Genomic DNA, 18,508 nt, shown 5'->3' on the forward strand with positions numbered 1-18,508 from the left:
AACGGGCGGGTGCGCACTACAGTGCACGGTATGCCCACGCCGCAATTCATCCTGGACCTGCGCGAACACATCGGCCACGACCCGCTGTGGCTGTCCGGCGTCACCGCCGTGGTGGTCGAGGACGGCCGCATCCTGCTCAACCGCCGCTCCGACAACGGCCGTTGGGCCCTGCTGCACGGGATCGTGGAGCCCGGCGAGCAGCCCGCCGACACCGTGGTCCGGGAGGTGCGGGAGGAGACCGGCGTCACCGTCCTGCCCGAGCGGATCACCAGCGTCCACACCCTGCCCGCCTTCGCCTGCACCAACGGCGACCAGGTGCAGTACCTGGACGTCGCCTTCCGCTGCCGCCCGCTGTCCGGCGAAGCCGTGGTCAACGACGAGGAGTCGCTCGCGGTCGCCTGGTTCCCGCTGGACGACCTCCCGCCGCTGGGCCGGGGCGACGCCATGCTGCTGGAGAAGGCGCTCGAGGACCGCCCCTCGCCCTGGTTCGCCCTGAGCTGACGCCCTGCCGGAACTCCCTTCCGGCGCACGGCCGTTGGAACGTCCAGGAGGCGATCATGGACTATCCACCGACCCGGCTGCCCGGGCGCGGCCCCGGCTGGTACCGCGGCGACCTGCACGTGCACTCGGTGCACTCCGACGGCGAACTCACCCCCGCCGAACTGGCCGCCGCCGCCCGCGCCGCCGGGCTCGACTTCCTCGCCACCACCGAGCACGACGCCCCCACCGCGCCCGGGAGTTGGGGCGAGGTGGGCGGCGACGACCTGCTGGTGATCCTGGGGGAGGAGGTCACCACCGGCACCGGCCACTGGCTGGCGCTCGGCCTCGCCCCCGGTCGACTCGTCGACCACCGGCACCGGGCGGGCGAGGCGGCCTTCGAGCGGGAGCTGCGCGGGGTGCGCGCGGCGGGCGGGACGTGCGTCGCCGCGCACCCCCACGCGCCGTACCCGGGAGGGGAGTTGATGTACCCGCTGGGGGCCTTCGACGCCGTCGAGGTGTGGAACGGGCAGTGGTCCGCCGACCTGCCGTGGAACGCCGACAACGAGGCCGCGCTCGCCGAGTGGGGCCGCCGCCTCGGCGCGGGCGCCCGCACCGGCCGCTGGCAGCCCGCCGTCGGCAGCAGCGACGCCCACCTGCCCGGCCAGCTCGGCACCCCGCAGACCGTGGTGCACGCCGAGGAGTTGAGCACCCCCGCGATCCTCGCCGCCGTCCGGGCCGGGCGCAGCTGGATCGCCGGATCGGCCGCCGTGCAGCTGGAGTTCACCGCCGAGGCGGCCGGGCGCACGGCCGGGATCGGCGAGCGGCTGGCCACCGCGGGCCGACCGGTCGACCTGGCGGTGCGGCTCTCCGGCCTCCCCGGGGGCTGCACGGTGCACTTCCGCACCGAACGCGGCAAGGAGCACCGGGCCCCCGCGGCGGCGGAGCTGCACTGGCGCACCGACGCCGCGGCGACAGCCTTCGTCCGGGTCGAGGTGCGCCGCCCGGACGGGTGGCCGGTGGCGCTCACCAACCCGGTCCTGCTGGCCTGAGCGTCAGCCCGGCAGGCGGACGCCGAGCCACTGCCGGGCGCCGTACTGCTCGAAGCGGGCGACCTCGGTGAAGCCGAGGCGTTCGGCGACCCGCAGCGAGGCGGCGTTGGCGGTCCGGGTGGTCAGGGCGACGGGCGTGCCGGGCCGGGCGGCGGCGAGCCACTCCAGGGCGGCGGCGCAGGCCTCGGTGGCGTAGCCGTGGCCCCAGGCGTGCGGCAGGAACAGGTAGCCGAGCTCGCGCGCCCCGCCGCCGGGGTGCAGGTGCGCCACCCGGTCGGAGTCGTGCGGGTCGAGCGTGACGACGCCGATCATCGCCCCGTCCAGCTCGACCACCAGCAGCCCCGGGCGGCCCCGCGGCACCTCGGGCAACTGCTGCTCGAACTCCTCGCGCGGGCGGGCGCCGCCGATGTACGTGCCGACCTCCGGGGAGGTGAACAGCTCGACGATCGCCGCCCGGTCGCGGGCCTCCGGCTCGCGCAGCAGCAGCCGGGCGGTCCGGATCGGGGCCGGGGGCCAGGGCAGGGGCTCGGTCGAGGAGTCGATCACGCCGTCAACGTACCGTGCACGTTCGACGGGTCGTCAAGAGGTCTCCAGGTCGCGGCACCAGGCGACCTCGTCGACCAGCGAGCCGTCCGCGAGGTACTGGCGGACCTGCGGGGCCCCGGCCAGCGCGTCGGCGGCCTCCGGGACGGGGACCTCGCGGAAGCCGAGGCGCTGCCAGAACGCGCCCGCGTCGGTGGAGAAGAGGTAGACCCGGCGGATGCCGCCCGCGGCCGCCTCGGCCAGCACGTCCTCGACCAGGCGGCGGGCGGTGCCGTTGCCGCGCTGGTCCGGCCGGACGGCGACGCTGCGCAGCAGGGCGGTCGGCCCGGCGAGCTCCAGGGCGGCGCTGGCGGTCGGGCCGCTGGCGTCCCGGGTGGTCCACAGCAGGGTGCCGGGCTCGTCCAGGCCGTGCGGGTCGAGGCCCTGGGCCTGCAGGAAGTCGGCGAGGTCGTCGGTGGTGGTGGACATCGGGCGGGCGGTCCTTCCTGGGACGGGAGCGGCAGACGGAACGGTACCCGGCAGCTGTTACGCGGGACGGCACGGCGCCGTGTCGGACGGGTGAACCGGTCGTCCCGGCCCGGCGGCCCGGCCGTCCGCACGGGCACGATCCCGCGGAGCGCCGCTCGGGCGCGCCCGCCGCCGGGGTCTTCCGGCCCGGCCACCGGCTCGCCGTCGACGTCGAGCCGGTGGCCGCGGCCAGCGGCCGGAGCAGCGCCGCCGGTCCGCGCAGTCGGTGCGGGTCACCGCCCCGCCGGTGGCGCGGAGGGCGGGTCGACCTCGGCCCACAGGCGTTCCTGCTGCCGCCTGTCGCGGTGCCCGAACCGGTCGGCCGCGCCGAGCACCCGGAGCACCGCCGTCGCCACGGCGGCGTCCGGGTGCGCCACGGTCCGGAGGGTGACCCGGTGGCTGCCGCCGGGCAGGTGTTCGAGCAGGGGCCGGCGGCCGGTCGGCTCGTGCAGGGCGTCGGCGATCCACCGGGCCCGGTCGGCGGGGCCCGGTTCGGTGCGGGTGTCGTCGTGGTCCACGGGATGGTCATCCCGTTCCGGGGCCGGGCGCGGGGGCGCACCGGGCCCGGACGGACGGCGGCGGAGGGCTTCCGCTCCGGTCCGGGTCCGTCCGGTCCGGACCGGAGCCGTCGCGTCCGGTGGCCGGAACCGACGGCGCGCCCGCACGGGGCGGTGGGGGCTCAGGACGGGCCGAGGACGATCCGCTCGGTGACCTGCCCGGGCTGGGCGGGCTCGCCGTACAGGGTCGCGGGCAGTAGGTGACCGGCCCGGTCGAGGGTGAACAGCAGGTCGTGGCCGGGCGGGAGTTCGCCGTCGGCGGGGCGGCGCAGGATGCGGGCGCCCGCGGCGTGGCGGCGGGCCAGCTCGGGGCCGGTCAGGGCGGCGGGGAGGACCATCGCCGCGGGGGCGTCGCCCACCACGCCGGGGCCGGGCGCGGCGGCGGGCAGCCGGAACACCGGCAGCTCGGACCCGTCGTGCAGCACGGCCGCCGCGAGCGCGTTGAACTCGTCCTCGGCGGTCAGCAGGTACACCGCGGTGACGCCCTCCTGCTCGGCGCCCTCGCCGCTCGCGGCGGCCAGCAGCTCCCCGTCGGCGAGTTCGAGCCCGGCCGCGGAGATCCGGGCCCGCTGCTCGTCGCGCCCGGCCCACAGCAGCACGTCCAGCCCGGCCGAGCGCAGCACGGTGGCCAGCTCGACCGTCCAGGGCTCGCCGCCGACCAGCAGCGGGCGCGAGCGGGCCGGGCGGGTGACCCGCAGCAGCCGGGCCACCGGGACGGCGGTCAGGCCGTACAGGGTGACGGTCAGGACGATCACCAGGAAGGTGGCCGGGAGGATCTTCTCCGCGCCGCCGACGCCCGCCGCGGCCAGGCCGGTGGAGAAGGTCGCGGCGGTGGACGCGGCGACGATGCCGCGCGGCGCCATCCAGCCCAGGAACGCCCGTTCGCCCTCGGCGAGGTCCGTCCCGACGGTGGACAGCGACGCCACCACCGGCCGCACCACCAGCACCAGCACCGCGACCAGCGCCAGCGAGGGCAGCAGCACCGGCCGCACCGAGGCCCAGGTGACGGTCGAGGAGATCGACACGAACAGCACGCCGACGACCAGCGACACCAGGGTCTCGAAGAAGGTCCGCCGGGCGGGCAGGTCGAACGCAGGCACCGTCGCCACCACCACGCCCATCACGATCGCGGCGATCAGCCCGGTGTCCTCGCGCAGCGCGTCGCACAGCGCCGCGACGCCCACCACCGCCGCCAACTGGGCGCTGGTGGCCAGCACTTCGCCCAGCCGCACGCGCACCAGCAGCCACCACAGCAGCGCCGCGCCGAGCAGCCCGCCCAGCAGGCCCAGGCCCATGCTCGCGGCGAACTCCAGCAGCCCGGAGCCGAACTTCCGGTGCTGCTCGCTCAGCAGCGCGTGGTAGACCAGTGCGCCGAGGATGCCGCCGACCGGATCGATCAGCGAGCCCTCCCACACCAGGATCCGCTGCACCCGCTCGGTCGGGCGGACGAAGTTCAGCAGCGGCCCCACCACCGTCGGCCCCGACACCACCAGCACCGCGCCCAGCATCGCCGCCGCCTGCCCCGAGACGCCCAGCAGCGGCGCGGCCGCCAGCGCGGCGGCCGGGGCGGTCAGCACGGTGCCGATCCACACCAGCCGCACCACCGCGTGCCGGGTGTGGCCGGTCAGCTTGCGCAGGTCCAGGCCGAGCCCGGCGTCGTACAGGATGACCGCGACGGCGAGCGAGACCAGCGGGGAGAAGGCCGGGCCGAGCAGCTGGTCCGGGTGGACGTCGTCGGTCACCGCCCCGGCGGCGAAGCCCACCGGCAGCAGCACGATGATGGCCGGGACGTGCAGCCGGGCGGCCAGCAGTTGGGAGGCGACGGCGAGCACCACCGTCAGCCCGGACCCGATCAGGATCTGCTCAGAGGTCATCCCGCCATCCCATGCCGCCCGCCCGTTCCCCCGCGCGCCACGCGCCCGGCAGGTCCCCCGTCCGGCCCAACGCGGCGGCCGGGCCCGGGAGCGGCCGCCGACGGTGCCCGGCCGCCCGCCGCGGGTCGGCCGGTCGGTCCGGGCAACTGGGGCGGTACCGGTCGGAAACGGTGAAATCCGCCTCCGGGTAGGGCAGTTGCCCGTGCAGGAACGGCGAACGGACTGCGGACTTCCGGTGACCGTACGCGCCGCATCCCTTACTGTACGGACATGAGTTCCAGGGGGAGCGCGGTCGGTGACCGCGGTACGGCAGTGGTGATCGGCGGCGGCCTGGCCGGGTGCCTGGCGGCCTGGGCGCTGCACGGCGTCGCCGAACGGGTCGTGGTGGTCGAACGCGACCGCTACCCGGACGGGACGGACTTCCGCCCCGGCGTCCCGCAGGCCAAGCACGGCCACCTGCTGCTGGAGGCGGGCCAGCGCACCCTCGACGAGCTGCTGCCCGGCGTCCTCGGCGAACTCCTCGCGGCGGGCGCCACCCGGGTCGGGCTCTCCGGCGGCCTGCGCTGGCTCACCGCCGCGGGCTGGCTCGCCCCGTACGAGAGCGACCTCGCGGTGCTCACCTGCAGCCGCCCGCTGATCGACCGGCTGGTGCTGGACCGCGTCCGCACCGCCCCGAACGTCGAGTTCCGCACCGCCACCGAGGTGACCGGGCTGCTCGGCGACGGAACCGCCGTCACCGGCGTGCGGGTCAGCGGCCGCGGGCTCGGCGGGGAGGAGGACGAGATATCCGCCGAACTGGTCGTCGACGCCGCCGGACGCGCCACCCACGCCGCCAAGTGGCTCTCGGTGATCGGCGCCCCCGCCGCCCCCCGCGAACGGGTCGACGCCGGGGTCTCCTACGCGACCCGCTTCTACCACCGGCCCGCCGACGCCGACCCCGGAGCCGCGCTCTACCTGCAGAGCCACGCCCCCGAGCAGGGCCGCTTCGGCGTCCTGCTGCCGGTGGAGGACGACCGCTGGATCGTCGGCATGGGCGGCATGCGCGGCTTCGAACCCTCGATGCAGGCCGAGGAGTTCGAGAAGCAGCTCGGCCTGCTCCGCGACCCCGGCATCGCCGAGGCGATCGCCGGGGCCAAGCCCACCGGCCCCGCCCGCGGCTTCGTCCCCGGCCCCAGCGTCTGGCGGCACTACGAACGCGCCGCCCCGCACGGCTTCCTCGCCCTCGGCGACGCCTCCTGCACCTTCAACCCGGTCTACGGCCAGGGCATGACCGTCGCCGCGCTCGGCGCCCGCGCCCTGCGCGACGCCGTCCGCAAGCACGGCGACCTCGGCCACGCCGCCGTCCGCGAGACCCGTGGCGCCATCGCGGCGGTCACCAAGAACCCCTGGCAGATGGCGGCGGGCGAGGACGTCCGCTTCCCCGGCACCATCGGCGGGCCCTCCGGCCTCCAGGTCCGCGTCCAGCAGCGGATGCTGGACCGGGTGCTGGCCCGCGCCGTCACCGACGCCCAGGTCGCCGCCGCGTTCCACCAGGTCGCCGCCATGGTGGAACCGCCCACCCTGCTGTTCCGCCCCTCGGTGCTGAAGCCGGTCCTGTTCGGCGGCTGACCGCTCCGCCCGGGTCGGGCCGGGCCGCCGGACGCGGACGGCCCGGCCCGGGGGTCGACCCCGCCCGGCGGGGTCAGATCCCGTGGGTGGGCAGCAGCAGGATCCGCTCGGGGTCGTAGCGCCGCCAGGCGGGGGCGGCGGAGGCGCCGATCAGGCGCAGGCGGCACCAGGGCGTGCCCTCGGGGGAGTTCCACCAGGCGTTGATCCGGCCCAGGGCCCAGCTCTCGGAGTCGTCGAGCAGGACCTCGACGGGCTGGTACGCGGGGCGCACGTCCTGTTCGGGCGGGGACCAGGCGGGGTCGGTCTGCAGCTGCGGAGGGAGCACTGCGGGCCTCCTTCGAGTCCGGTCGGCGGGTGTGACGGGTGCGGGGTGCCCGAACGGCCCGGCTGGTGGCGGTCGGGAACACTCTACAGAGGTGTAGAAACGGATGGCGGGCAATCCGGGCACCGTGGCGCAACGGCGCCGCCCCGGTGGCGCGTTCACGGCGGGGCGGGAGTCCTCCGGCTGCTGCTCCGGCCGGGCCCGCGGGGGTGCGGCCGGGCCGGTCATAGACTCGACGGATGACAGCTGAGGACTCCTCGATCGAGGCGCTGGGCGCCCTCGCCGACCCGGTGCGGCGGGCCCTGTACCGGCACGTGGCCGAGGCGCCGGAGGAGGTCGGCCGGGACGCGGCGGCCGAGGCCGCGGGCGTCTCCCGCTCGCTGGCGGCCTTCCACCTGGACAAGCTGGTCGACGCGGGCCTGCTGGCCGCCTCCTACCGCCGCCCGGCCGGGCGCGGCGGCCCCGGCGCCGGGCGCCCCGCCAAGGTGTACCGCCGGGCGGACGCCGAGTTCGCCGTGGCACTGCCGCCGCGGGAGTACGGCGCGGCCGGGCGGCTGCTCGCCGAGGTGGTCGAACGGGCGGGCCTGGACCGCGAGTTGCAGGCCGCGGCGCGTGCGGCGGGCGAGCAAGAGCAGGCCCCGGACCTGCCGGAGGCGCTGCGCGGGCGCGGCTACGCGCCGTTCCTGGACGGGGAGGTGCTGCGGCTGCGCAACTGCCCGTTCCACGCGCTGGCGGACGAGTTCCCGGCGCTGGTGTGCGGGATGAACCTGGCGCTGCTGGCGGGGCTGGCGGGGGAGGGGTGGACGGCCGCGATGGACCCGTGCGCGGGCGGCTGCTGCGTCTCCCTCTCTAAAAACAACAAAGATTGACGATAGAAGCCGGGACGGGCCATGCTTACCGCATGACCACCCCCCAGTTCGCCGTGCCCCCGTCCGGCCACCACCTCGCCCAGGTCAACGTCGGCCGCACCGTCGCCCCGCTGGACAGCCCCGAACTCGCCGACTTCGTCGCCCAGTTGGCCGAGGTCAACGCACTCGCCGAACGCAGCCCGGGCTTCGTCTGGCGGATGGTCGACGAGGCCGGGGCGGACGCGACCGGACTCCACCCCGACGAGGACGACCACCTGCTGCAGATCAACTGCTCGGTCTGGGAGTCCGTTGCGGCGCTCCGCGACTTCACCTACCGCAGCGGCCACCTGCGGGTGCTGGCCCGCCGCCGCGAGTGGTTCCAGCGATCCGACGGGGCGCACCAGGCGATGTGGTGGGTGCCGATCGGCCACCGGCCGAGCGTCGCCGAGGCGATGGCGCGGATCGCCGCGATCCGCGCCCACGGCCCCGGCCCCGAGGCGTTCACCTTCCGCGAGGCCGGGGCGACCGCCCTCCGCGAGGCCGGTCCGGTGCCGGGCGGGGCGGGCTGAGCGGTCCGCCCGGTGCGCCCCTGGCGCGATGACTAAGCGCTTGCTTAGACTCGGGGAGCGGGCCGCCGGTCCACCCCCCGAGCACCGGCGTCCCGCTCCCTCCCCGACCCCCGCCCGCCGCAGGAGTGCACCGTGCCGGTCGCCAACCGTCAGATCCGACTCGCCCGCCGCCCCGTCGGCCCGGTCCGCCCCGAGGACTGGGCGCTGACCGAGGAGCCGGTCGCCGCCCCGGAGGAGGGCTGGTTCCTCGGCCGCACCCGCTACCTCTCCCTCGACCCCGCGATGCGCGGCTGGCTCGACGACCGCCCCTCCTACCTGCCGCCGGTCGGCCTCGGCGAGGTGATGCGGGCCGGGTCGATCGTCGAGGTGGTCGAGTCCGCCCACCCCCGCTACCGGGTCGGCGAGTTCGTCACCGGCACCTTCGGCGTCCAGGAGTACGTCCGCTCCGACGGCAGCGGCACCCACCGGGTCGACCCGGCGCTGGCCCCGCTCCCCACCCACCTCGGCGCCCTCGGCATGCCCGGCATGACCGCCTACTTCGGCCTGCTGGAGGTCGGCGCCCTGAAGGAGGGCGAGACCGTCGTGGTCTCCGGCGCGGCGGGCGCGGTCGGCAGCCTGGTCGGCCAGATCGCGAAGGTGAAGGGCTGCCGGGTGGTCGGCATCGCCGGAGGCCCCGCCAAGTGCGCCTGGCTGACCGGGGAACTGGGCTTCGACGCGGCCGTCGACTACCAGAACGAGGACGTCCGCCGCGCGCTGCGCACCCACGCCCCCGACGGCATCGACGTCTACTTCGACAACGTCGGCGGCCCTATCCTGGACGCCGCGCTCACCCGGCTGGCGATGCACGCCCGGGTGGTGGTCTGCGGCGCGATCAGCCAGTACAACAACGAGCAGGCCGTCCAGGGCCCCGCCAACTACCTCTCCCTGCTGGTCCGCCGGGCCCGGATGGAGGGCTTCGTCGTCTTCGACCACGCCGCCCGCTACCGCGAGGCCGCCCGGGAGATCGCGGGCTGGATCGCCGACGGCCGCCTCACCGCCCGCGAACACGTGGTCAAGGGCGGCGTCGACGCCTTCCCGGAGACCTTCCAGATGCTGTTCCGCGGCGCCAACACGGGCAAACTGGTCCTCGAACTCGCCTGAGCCCGGATCCCTCCGGCCCCCGGCCGCGCGTCAGTTGATCGGGCGCAGACGGGCGCCGGAGGCGGTGACCGCCTCGACCGTGGTGGGACCGCTGCCCGGGTTGTCCAGGGCCAGGGTGCGGGTGGGCCCGGCGGGCTGGTCGAGCCGGCGGGACGGGGTGGTGACGACCAGGCGGGAGACCCGGCGGCTGGCGGCGACCAGGAGGTACGGGGTGCCGTTGGGAGCGCGCCAGCGGTACTGGGCGACGGTGTCCTGCTCGTAGCGGCTGCAGGCCCGGCCGTCCGCGTGGGCGAGGCGCTCGGCGCGGCCGCCGTTCGGCGGGAGGACCGCGGCCGCGGCGCTGCCGGAGCCGTCCCAGTGGTCGGCGCGCAGGCAGGCCCAGGCCAACTCCCCGGCGTTCTGCGGGAGTTTCTGGTCGGCGAACTCCCAGAGGTTCAACTGCCGCACCTCCGGCCCGGCTTCGGGCACCGCGCAGGCGCCCGCCGCCCACCGGTGCAGCGCCTGGGCGCCGACGGCCTCCCGCGGCGGGCGGGCCTGGGAGGCGGCGTCCGGGGGCGGCGTGTAGGTCAGGTGGGCCGGGGTGAGGCCGCCCAGGTCGGCGAGCAGGAAGGCGTGTTGCTCGGCGACCACCGGGTCCGAGCGCAGCTGCAGGACCGGCCCCGGGCACCCCTGGGCGGCGGTGCCCGGCACCGGGTCGGTCACCCCGCCCGGGAAGGGCAGCGGGCGTTCGGCCTCGTCCGGCCGGTCCAGGCGGCGGGTCGCCGCGGCGGCGACCCACGGGGCCAGCAGGTAGCGGGCGCCGCGGTCGTCCCGGTGCAGGACCACCGCCGCTCCCGCCGTCACGTCGCTGTCCCCGGCGGGGGAGAGCGCCAGGGCCGGGTCCGCGTCCGGGGCCTCGGTGTAGCGGGCCAGGCTGCGGCCGTCCGTCAGCAGCACCACCGTAGTGCCGTCCAGCCGCCCCGCGTACAGGAGTTGGGGGACGGCGGCGGGCGGGGCGGCCCGCTGCCAGGCGGTGGTGGCGCGGCCGATCAGGGCGCTGTCGTCGAGCAGGTCGCCGCGGGCGGGCCAGACGGTGAGGCCCGGTTTCGCGGTGTGCCGCCACAGGTCGTCGGCGCGGCGCTCGGGGGCGGCGGACGGGGCGGCGGCCGAACTGCCGCCGCCCGACGGGGAGGAGACCAGGACCGGCACGACCGCGGCGGTCAGCGCCACCGCCACCGCCGGGGCCAGCACGGCCAGTCGGCGGCGGCGCAGCAGGTCGCCCGGCTGGAGGTGGACGGTGCAGGCGTCGTAGCCGGGCGGCAGCTCGGACCAGCGCGGGCTGCCCAGCGAGCGCAGCAACTCGGCGCCCGCACGGGCCGATTCGGCGGGCTCCTCCACCCCGGCCCAGGCCAGCACCTCGGCGGCCTCGGCCCGGTCCAGGCCGTCCAGCGCCTGCAGGGCGAAACCGGCCCGGGCCGGGGGCGGCAACTCGGCCAGCCGGGCGTCCAGTTCGGCGTCCGCGTCGTCCGGCGGGGTGAACAGCCGCACGCCCCACACCCGGGGGAACCCGGCCGACGCCCAGCGCCGCCGACGCAGCGCCCCCCGCAGCACCCGGACCCGGGCCGCCGGGTACCCGTCCGCCCCGCACGTCCGTCCGCCCACCACCGGCAGGGCCCGCTGCACCACCGCGTGCGCCGCCACCACCCGCGCGTGCCGCCCCCGGTCGGCGGGCAGCGTCACGTACGCCAGGCACACCAGCCGCCGGTAGTGCCGCACCAACACGGCCTCCGCGGAACCGAGTTGCCCGCCGGGGGCGGCCACCCCGGGCCGCGGCAGCGTCTTGAGATCCATCGGCCCTCCGAGGTGTCGGGGCAGCAGCCCGGTGACGTCGGACGGACCAACGAGTGGATCATCGGATAGTTGCGCCAGGGCCCGCCGTGCCCGGCTCCGGTGCGCCGCCGACCGGGTGAACGCGGATGCGCTGAGTAGTCATCCGGTTACTGCTTGCTGCTATCAATGGCGGTGCACTCGACTCCGAGTCGTACACCCCAACCGTCGTCCGTGGGCGAATCATGTCAGCGCGCCCGCCGGACGGCCGCCAGCAGAACGGAACCCCGCCCATGGCCACCGCACTCCGCCGCACACTCACCCTGGCCGCCCTCGCCCTGACGGCCTCCTTCCTGCCCGCCGGGCAGGCGGGCGCGGCCGACCCGGCCCCGCACCCCGGCGTCTACTGCCTCGCCAACGCCTGGGGCACCGCGGGCATCGGGACGAAGCCCTGCGACGCCAACGACCAGGGGCAGCACTTCACCGTCTCGGGACAGCGGATCTCCCTCAGCAAGGCGCCCGCGTACTGCCTCGCCGACGCCTGGGGCACCCCGAACGTGTCCACCAAGCCGTGCGACCCGCAGGACCTCGGCCAGTACTGGACCGTCTCCGGCCAGCAGATCTCGCTGACCTACGCTCCCGCGTACTGCCTCGCCGACGCCTGGGGCACCCCGAACGTGTCCACCAAGCCGTGCGACCCGAAGGACCCCGGCCAGCACTGGGTGGTCTTCGGCGAGCAGGTCAGCCTGGCGTACGTCTGATCCGCGACGTCCGCCGGGGCAGGTCGGGCCCCGGCGGACCGCCCGTCAGACCGGCCCGTCGTGGCGGGCGCTGGAGCGCCAGTCGGCGGTGCGCACCAGGCACTCCAGGTGGGCGAGGCGGAACGGGCCCAGCGCGGGGTCGGCCAGCAGGGCGGCGACCAGGGCGGGCCAGCGGCCGTCCGGGCGGAACGGGGCGGCCGGGGAGAGCCGGCGGGCCGGGAAGTGCTCGCCGGACGAGACGGCCACCGACGGGGTGCGGTCGCCCTCGCGCACGCCCAGCAGGGTGCCCGCCTCCTCGCCGGGCTCGGGGCGGACCGAGACCCGGACCTGCCCGTGGTGCGTCGCGACCAGGTAGGTGACCAGCGACGGGTCGAGGCCGGGCCGGTGCCAGTGGTCGCCGTCCAGCAGCAGCAGCGCGCTGACCAGCTCGTGCCGGAAGTGCGGGCGGGCCGAGACCCCGTTGTTCCAGGGGGCCCTGGACTTGGCGAGCAGCCCCTCGGGCGGGTCGCCGCCGCCGTCGCGCAGCTTGGCCTGGAACACCCCGTGGCACTTGCCGAGGTCGTGCAGCCGGGCGGCCACCGCCACCGCCTCCTGCTGCGCCCCGCGCGGGCCGGGCAGGACGGCGGTGAGCGCCCGGGCCTCCTCCTCGGTCTCCCGCAGGTGCTGGTCCAGGCCCACCCAGGCGGGTGCACCCGGTGGCGTGGGGCGTGCGCCCGGTGAACAGCGAGGGCACCGGGGTCCGGCTGCCGGGGGACCAGCCCGCCCCCGGGAGGTGGCCGCCGCGGGCGGAGTCGAGGAGCAGCACGGTGCCGGAGCGCAGGTCCCCGGCCGCGGCCCGCCGCCACCGCCCGTCGACGCGGTCCCGCAGCCACGCCCCGCCGCTCGCCCCGCCGTCGGCCCCGCCGCCCCCGCCCCGGTCGGCCCGCAGCAGGGCCCGGACCTCGGCGAGCGGCGCCTCGCACAGCTCGACCGGCCCGGGCTCCGGTTCGTCCGGCGCCGGTTCGCCCGCCGCCCCCCAGTCGCGCCAGGCGACCAGGACCGTCCGCTCCGCCTCCGCGCACACCCACGGGCTCGCGTCCGCCGGTTCGGCCTCCCGCCCGGTGTCGAACAGCGCCGCCAGCTCGGCCGCGCCCAACGCGGGGGAGCGCGGCGCGCCGGGCCCGGCGACCCGGGCGCGGAACAGGTCGGCGGTGGTGACGGCCGCCCCCTCGTGCGCCGCCAGCCACTGCCCCGCCCCCGCCACCGATCCGTCCGGCCCGTCCGGCCCGTCCGGCGGGACGCACCACAGCAGGTCGCCGCCCTCCGGGTGCTCGCCGTGCCGGTTGCAGCGCCCGGCCCGCTGGACGAGGGCGCTCCACGGGGCGAGCTCGACCAGCACCGTGCGGCCGGACAGGTCGGACCCGGCGTCCAGCGCCCGGCTCGCCACCACGAAGCCGTCCGTCGGCGTCTCGGCCGACTCCCGCACCAGGGACCGCCGTTCGGCGGAGCGCAGGTACGGGTGCAGCAGCACCGCGGGCAGGTCGGGGCGGGCGGCGCGCAGCGCGGCGTGCAGGTCGCGGGCCCGCTGCGGGGAGGCCAGCAGGGCGAGGGTGCGGGTGCCGGGCCGGTGCGCGGCGCCCAGGGCCGCGGCCAGCTCGGCCACGTACCGGTCGGGGTGCGGGCGCAGTCGGCGGATCCGGCGCAGCGGGGCGGAGCCGGACGCGAGGTCGGGATCGGGCCCGGTCGGGGGAGCGGTGCCGTCGCCGACCGCGGACATCCAGGTGCTGCCGGTCGGCGCCGTGGTGCCCAACTCCTCGCGCAGCGCCTGCAGCCGCTCGCCGGTGGCCAGGCCGGGGCCCAGCAGCGGCGCCTCGTCGAACACCCAGTGGGTGTCGTTGTTGAGCAGCGCGAAGGACACCGGCGCCATCGTCCGGCTGTCGGCGAACCCGCGCATCAGCGCCCGGCTCAGCAGCACGTCGTGGGTGCCGACCACGACCGCGGTCCGCTCCGGGTGGCGCCGCCAGGCGCCGTGCTGCCCGTCCGGGCCGGTCAGCAGGTGCAGGTCGACCTGCTGCGCGAGGCCCAGGCGCGCCAGCCACTCGCCGATCCGGGCGTGCGTCCAGTCCGCGAGGCTGCCCTGCGGCAGCACGTACACCAGCCGCCGCGGGGTCGCCCCCGGCGCCGACACCGTCCGCCGGTACAGCCAGGCCAGCACCGCGCCCGCGGTCTTCCCGCCCCCCGACGGCACCCGCACCCACCGCGGCAACCCGCCCGCCGCGAGCGCCCGCTGGTGGGCGTACGGCCGGTGGCCGGTCGCCGCGCGGAAGAACTCCCCGTACCCCGGCGGCTCCTCGAACTCCTGCGCCATCCACGCCCCTCCGTCACTGTGGCCCCCGACTCTAGGGCGCGGCACGGACGGCCGGGGAGGGCCGACGCGTCGTCAGATCCGCGCGAGGACGGCCCGCAGGGCCCGCTCGGTCGGGTCGCCCCGTTGCAGCCGGTGCGCGGTGGTGCGGCGCAGACCCGTTCCCGGCGCGGCGGGGCGGTGGAGGCCGACGGTGCCGCCGTCCGGGAGGACGAGTTCCGCGTACGCGTCCTCCCGTCCGGTCCGGGGCAGGTGCGGGGCGGTCGGCTCCGGGATGCGCGCGGCGTCGGGTTCCGCGGCCGCGCCGTCCGCGAACCGCGGCAGGTGGGGGCCGCAGCTCACGCGTCCGGCCCGGTCAGGGTGCCGGGGTCGGTGTTGGCGCCGCACAGCACGACGCACACCCGCTCGTCCGGCTCCGGGCGGTAGGCGCCGGTGGCCAGGGCGGCCAGGGCGGTGGACGCGGCGTGCTCGACGGCGATCCGGTGCTCCTCCCACAGGGCGCGGCGGGCCCGGACGATCGCCGCGTCCGGGACGAGCACGGTGCGCACGCCCGCGTCGCGGGCCGCCGCCAGGGCGGTCGCGGAGGCGCGGCGGGCACCCAGCGAGTCCGCGGCGACCGAGTCGACGGGGACGTCCACCGGCTCGCCCGCCGCCAGCGCGGCGTGCAGCGCCCGGCAGTTCTCCGGCTCCACCGCGACGGTGCGCACCCCGTGCGCGCGGGCCGCGGCGGCCACGCCCGCGAACAGGCCGCCCCCGCCGACCGACACCACCACCGTGTCCAGGCCCGGCACCTGGCGGCGGACCTCCTCCAGCAGGGTGCCCGCCCCGGCCGCCACCAGCGGGTGGTCGTACGCGTGCGAGGCCAGCGCGCCGCTGGCCGCCGCGAACTCCTCGCAGGCGGCCAGCGCCTGCGCGTACTCGCGGCCCACCAGCCGGACGTCCGCGCCGTAGCCGCGCAGCCGCTCCACCTTCACCGCGGGCGCGTTCTCCGGCAGGAACACCGTCGCCCGCACGCCCTCCCGCCGCGCCGCCCACGCGCAGGCCAGCCCGGCGTTGCCGCCCGAGGCGATGGTCACGCCCGCCTCCGGCAGGGCGCCCGCCTCCCGGTGCGCCCGCAGGAAGTTGACCGCGCCGCGGGCCTTGAACGAGCCGGTGTGCTGCATGTACTCCAGCGCCAGCCACGTCCCGTCCGGCCCGCCCGGGCTGACCGCGACGGGGCGGACCAGCCCGGCGATCCGCTCGGCGGCGGCCCGGACGTCGGAGTGGTCGAGCTGGTGCACGGTGCGGCTCCCGGGGTCGGTGGGACGAGGGGGACGCGGCCGACACTACTCCGTCCGGGGGCCGGGCCCGTCCGTTCCGGCGACCGCTCCGAAGAAACGGCGGGGGACACCCGTCCCCCGGGCGTCGGCCGGCCGTCCGTCGGAACATCGACAGGTCGCCGTGTCGACACCGCCAGGCACCCGTACGGAAACCAGCGCCCATGACACTCGCCGTCGTCCTGTTCACCCAGGACCTGCGCCTGCACGACAACCCCGCCCTGCACGCTGCCTGCGCCGGGGCCGACCGGGTCGTCCCGCTGTTCGTCAGCGACCCGGCCGTCACCGCCGCCGGGTTCGCCGCCCCCAACCGGGCCGCGTTCCTGGCCGGCTGCCTCGCCGACCTCGACGCCGGGCTGCGCCGGACCGGCGGACGGCTGCTGGTGCGCGAGGGCGACACCGCCGAGCAGACCGCGCGGCTCGCCGCCGAGACCGGTGCGACGAGCGTCCACCTTGCCGCCGGGGTCAGCGGCTACGCCCGGCGCCGCGAGCAGCGGCTGCGCCGGGCGCTGGGCGACCGGCTCCGGGTGCACGAGGGCTCGCTGACGGTCGTCCCGCCCGGCGCCGTGCTGCCCACCGGGCGCGACCACTACGCCGTGTTCACCCCGTACCACCGGGCCTGGCAGCGGGCCGCCCGCCGCACCCCGCTGCCCCCGCCGCGCGACCTGGGCACCCCCGAGGATCTCACCGGCGCGCCCCTGCCCACCGCGACGCCCACCGCCCGCAGCCTGCCCGAGCCCGGCGAGAGCGCGGCCCGCCGCGCCTGGCAGCACTGGCGCACCGAGCACTACGCCGACCTGCACGACGACCTCGCCGCCGACGGCACCTCCCACCTCTCCCCGTACCTGCACTTCGGCTGCCTGTCCGCCAACGAACTCGTCCACCGCGCCGAACGCCGCGGCGGCCCCGGCGCCGAGGCCTTCGTCCGGCAGCTCGTCTGGCGCGACTTCCACCACCAGGTGCTGGCCGCCCGGCCCGACGCCGCCCGCGCCGACTACCGCCCGCGCGAGGACCGCTGGCGCACCGACCCGGAGGAGTTCGCGGCCTGGTGCGAGGGCCGCACCGGCTTCCCGATCGTCGACGCGGGCCTGCGGCAGCTCGCCGAGACCGGCTGGATGCACAACCGGGCCCGGCTGCTGACCGCCAGCTTCCTCGCCAAGTCGCTCTACCACGACTGGCGGACCGGCGCCGCGCACTTCCTGCACCACCTCGTCGACGGCGACCTCGCCAACAACCAGCTCAACTGGCAGTGGGTCGCCGGGACGGGCACCGACACCCGCCCCAACCGGGTCCTCAACCCGCTCACCCAGGCCGACCGCTACGACCCCGACGGCGCCTACGTCCGCCGCTGGGTGCCCGAACTCGCCCACCTCCCCGGCCGCGAGGTCCACCGCCCCTGGCAGTCCCGCCGCCGCCCCGCCGACTACCCCGCCCCGCTGATCGCCCCCGACACCACCGGCCACCGCCTGCGCACCGCCCGGATCGACCAGGACCCGCTCCCGGGCGTCTAGCGCTCCGTGCGACTTCGTGATCCGTCCGGTCCCGGGGACGGTCGGGTCGGTCGGGTCGGTGGTGCGACCCGGCCCGCCGGTTCAGTCCGCCCAGCCCCGCCGGTGCGCCTGCCAGCCGAGCTGGATCCGGGTGTCGGCGCGGGCCAGTGACATCAGTCGGCTGATCCGGCGCTGCACGGTGCGCAGTCCGAGGCCGAGCTGCTTGGCGACGGCCGGGTCGGTGGCACCGGAGAGCAGCAGGGCGAGGATGCGCCGGTCGGTCTCGTCGGGCTCCCCGGCCGGGACGGGCCCGACGGCCAGGTCCGGGCCGGTGCGGCCGAGCGGGTGCGCCCACTCCCAGGTCTGTTCGAACAGCACGGTGAGCACGGTGACCAGGGCGGGGGCCCGGATCACCAGCGCCACCGGGTCGGTGGTGGAGGCGGTGAGCGGGACCAGAGCCAGCGAGCGGTCCGCGACGATCAGCTTGGTCGGCACGTTCTCCACCACCCGGACCTGCTGCTGCCGGTCCAGTGCCTCGAACAGCGGCCGGGCCGCGCCGGGTTCGTCCAACGAACGGCGCTCCAGCACCACCCGGTAGGTGACGCCGCGGGCCACCGCCGCGGTCTCCGCGCCGGTCTCGTCGGCGGCCACCACCTGGTGACGCCCGGTCACGAGGGCCAGCAGTTCGTGTTCGGCGCCCGCCTGGAGCTGGGCGACCCGGTGGCTGATCGCGGCCCGCCCGGCCACCACCTCGATCAGGTCCCGGTGGGCCCGGTCGTTCCCGGCGGCCGCGCTGCGGTACGCCTCGGTGAGTTTGGAGGCGGTCAACTCGGCCTCCTGGAGGGCGTGTCGCTGCCCGGTGAGCAGCGCCTCCAGGGCGACGGCCGGGGGAGCGGCGGTGAAGCGGCGGGCGGCGTCGGGGGCGACCAGGCCGCTGGCCTGGAGGAGTTCGAGCGCGCCGGTGGGCAACGGGCCGCAGCGGGCGGCCAGTTCGGCCCGGGTCGCCGGGCCGTGGGCCACCAGGTGGGTGTAGACCCGCTCGGCGTGCTCGTCCAGTCCTATCGCCGCCAGCACCCGCACTCCGTTCGCCGTACCGAGAGCCACCCTTGCCCGGCCGCGGCCTCCCACCGCCCCTCCCGGCGCCCGTGGCGCCCCGTCGGCCGGACCCGAACCCCCGTCAGGGGCCCGTCCCGCAGCGTCGGTTCGCACCGGGCGCACCCGGTGGCGGGTTGCCGCCGGGCGGTGATCCGCCAGCGCCCATCATGACCGGTCAGCCGGGTTTTCTGCCAGGCTC

Annotated in this window: 18 protein-coding genes and 1 pseudogene; 8 read left to right on the forward strand and 11 right to left on the reverse strand. The window is 77.2% G+C overall.

Annotated features, from left to right (window positions below):
* Positions 1 to 30: 30 nt before the first annotated feature.
* Together QSK52_RS15685 and QSK52_RS15690 are read left to right on the forward strand one after the other, a co-directional pair.
* Entirely contained in the window at positions 31 to 501 is a 471-nt protein-coding gene (locus QSK52_RS15685) for an NUDIX hydrolase (RefSeq protein WP_285736664.1), read from the forward strand.
* 56 nt (positions 502 to 557) lie between these two features.
* Positions 558 to 1,529 carry a CehA/McbA family metallohydrolase gene (locus QSK52_RS15690; RefSeq protein ID WP_285736665.1) on the forward strand — a complete coding sequence of 324 codons (972 nt, stop codon included), beginning with the start codon at positions 558 to 560 and terminating at the stop codon, positions 1,527 to 1,529.
* Positions 1,530 to 1,532: 3 nt separating this feature from the next.
* Here the strand turns inward: QSK52_RS15690 and QSK52_RS15695 are convergent, their stop codons facing one another.
* The 4 genes from QSK52_RS15695 to QSK52_RS15710 form a co-directional block, all read right to left on the reverse strand.
* Positions 1,533 to 2,075, reverse strand: coding sequence for a GNAT family N-acetyltransferase (locus tag QSK52_RS15695; protein ID WP_285736666.1), 543 nt, complete (start codon positions 2,073 to 2,075; stop codon positions 1,533 to 1,535).
* Positions 2,076 to 2,108: 33 nt separating this feature from the next.
* Positions 2,109 to 2,540 carry a GNAT family N-acetyltransferase gene (locus QSK52_RS15700; RefSeq protein ID WP_285736667.1) on the reverse strand — a complete coding sequence of 144 codons (432 nt, stop codon included), beginning with the start codon at positions 2,538 to 2,540 and terminating at the stop codon, positions 2,109 to 2,111.
* A 272-nt stretch (positions 2,541 to 2,812) separates the two neighbouring features.
* On the reverse strand, positions 2,813 to 3,097 hold the full coding sequence (locus QSK52_RS15705; protein ID WP_285736668.1) for a hypothetical protein: 285 nt from the start codon (positions 3,095 to 3,097) through the stop codon (positions 2,813 to 2,815).
* A gap of 161 nt (positions 3,098 to 3,258) precedes the next feature.
* A complete protein-coding gene (locus QSK52_RS15710) occupies positions 3,259 to 5,010 on the reverse strand; it encodes a cation:proton antiporter (RefSeq protein ID WP_285736669.1) in 1,752 nt (583 codons plus the stop codon).
* Between the two features lie 270 nt (positions 5,011 to 5,280).
* Between QSK52_RS15710 and QSK52_RS15715 the strand changes: the two genes are divergently transcribed.
* A complete protein-coding gene (locus QSK52_RS15715) occupies positions 5,281 to 6,618 on the forward strand; it encodes an NAD(P)/FAD-dependent oxidoreductase (protein ID WP_285736670.1) in 1,338 nt (445 codons plus the stop codon).
* Positions 6,619 to 6,691: 73 nt separating this feature from the next.
* On the opposite strand, the gene QSK52_RS15720 is transcribed toward QSK52_RS15715, so the two are convergent.
* Positions 6,692 to 6,943 carry a hypothetical protein gene (locus QSK52_RS15720; protein WP_285736671.1) on the reverse strand — a complete coding sequence of 84 codons (252 nt, stop codon included), beginning with the start codon at positions 6,941 to 6,943 and terminating at the stop codon, positions 6,692 to 6,694.
* A gap of 236 nt (positions 6,944 to 7,179) precedes the next feature.
* Between QSK52_RS15720 and QSK52_RS15725 the strand changes: the two genes are divergently transcribed.
* The 3 genes from QSK52_RS15725 (at position 7,180) to QSK52_RS15735 (ending at position 9,497) form a co-directional block, all read left to right on the forward strand.
* Positions 7,180 to 7,809 carry a helix-turn-helix transcriptional regulator gene (locus tag QSK52_RS15725; RefSeq protein ID WP_285736672.1) on the forward strand — a complete coding sequence of 210 codons (630 nt, stop codon included), beginning with the start codon at positions 7,180 to 7,182 and terminating at the stop codon, positions 7,807 to 7,809.
* 32 nt (positions 7,810 to 7,841) lie between these two features.
* On the forward strand, positions 7,842 to 8,357 hold the full coding sequence (locus QSK52_RS15730; RefSeq protein WP_285736673.1) for a DUF3291 domain-containing protein: 516 nt from the start codon (positions 7,842 to 7,844) through the stop codon (positions 8,355 to 8,357).
* Between the two features lie 132 nt (positions 8,358 to 8,489).
* Positions 8,490 to 9,497, forward strand: coding sequence for an NADP-dependent oxidoreductase (locus QSK52_RS15735; RefSeq protein WP_285736674.1), 1,008 nt, complete (start codon positions 8,490 to 8,492; stop codon positions 9,495 to 9,497).
* A gap of 30 nt (positions 9,498 to 9,527) precedes the next feature.
* Here QSK52_RS15735 and QSK52_RS15740 read toward each other — a convergent pair whose 3' ends face one another.
* Positions 9,528 to 11,327, reverse strand: coding sequence for a hypothetical protein (locus QSK52_RS15740; protein WP_285736675.1), 1,800 nt, complete (start codon positions 11,325 to 11,327; stop codon positions 9,528 to 9,530).
* Between the two features lie 269 nt (positions 11,328 to 11,596).
* Here QSK52_RS15740 and QSK52_RS15745 point away from each other — a divergent pair, with 269 nt between their 5' ends.
* Positions 11,597 to 12,064, forward strand: coding sequence for a ricin-type beta-trefoil lectin domain protein (locus tag QSK52_RS15745; protein ID WP_285736676.1), 468 nt, complete (start codon positions 11,597 to 11,599; stop codon positions 12,062 to 12,064).
* 45 nt (positions 12,065 to 12,109) lie between these two features.
* On the opposite strand, the gene QSK52_RS15750 is transcribed toward QSK52_RS15745, so the two are convergent.
* The 4 genes and pseudogenes from QSK52_RS15750 to QSK52_RS15760 form a co-directional block, all read right to left on the reverse strand.
* Positions 12,110 to 12,742, reverse strand: a complete 633-nt coding sequence (locus QSK52_RS15750) for a CRISPR-associated endonuclease Cas3'' (RefSeq protein WP_285736677.1) — start codon at positions 12,740 to 12,742, stop codon at positions 12,110 to 12,112.
* A 646-nt stretch (positions 12,743 to 13,388) separates the two neighbouring features.
* Positions 13,389 to 14,411 (reverse strand): annotated as a pseudogene (locus tag QSK52_RS39675) (DEAD/DEAH box helicase); the annotation flags it as partial.
* 72 nt (positions 14,412 to 14,483) lie between these two features.
* Positions 14,484 to 14,750: a hypothetical protein gene (locus QSK52_RS15755; protein ID WP_285736678.1), complete on the reverse strand. Its 267-nt coding sequence runs from the start codon at positions 14,748 to 14,750 to the stop codon at positions 14,484 to 14,486.
* Positions 14,747 to 15,688 carry a serine/threonine dehydratase gene (locus tag QSK52_RS15760; RefSeq protein ID WP_285736679.1) on the reverse strand — a complete coding sequence of 314 codons (942 nt, stop codon included), beginning with the start codon at positions 15,686 to 15,688 and terminating at the stop codon, positions 14,747 to 14,749. The genes QSK52_RS15755 and QSK52_RS15760 overlap by 4 nt, the downstream gene beginning before the upstream one ends.
* A gap of 200 nt (positions 15,689 to 15,888) precedes the next feature.
* Between QSK52_RS15760 and QSK52_RS15765 the strand changes: the two genes are divergently transcribed.
* Positions 15,889 to 17,235, forward strand: coding sequence for a cryptochrome/photolyase family protein (locus tag QSK52_RS15765; RefSeq protein WP_285736680.1), 1,347 nt, complete (start codon positions 15,889 to 15,891; stop codon positions 17,233 to 17,235).
* A gap of 81 nt (positions 17,236 to 17,316) precedes the next feature.
* Here QSK52_RS15765 and QSK52_RS15770 read toward each other — a convergent pair whose 3' ends face one another.
* Positions 17,317 to 18,288, reverse strand: a complete 972-nt coding sequence (locus tag QSK52_RS15770) for a winged helix-turn-helix transcriptional regulator (protein WP_285736681.1) — start codon at positions 18,286 to 18,288, stop codon at positions 17,317 to 17,319.
* Positions 18,289 to 18,508 lie beyond the last annotated feature (220 nt).

It is taken from the genome of Kitasatospora phosalacinea, assembly GCF_030268885.1.
In the GTDB taxonomy this organism is placed as follows: Bacteria; Actinomycetota; Actinomycetes; order Streptomycetales; family Streptomycetaceae; genus Kitasatospora; species Kitasatospora phosalacinea_C.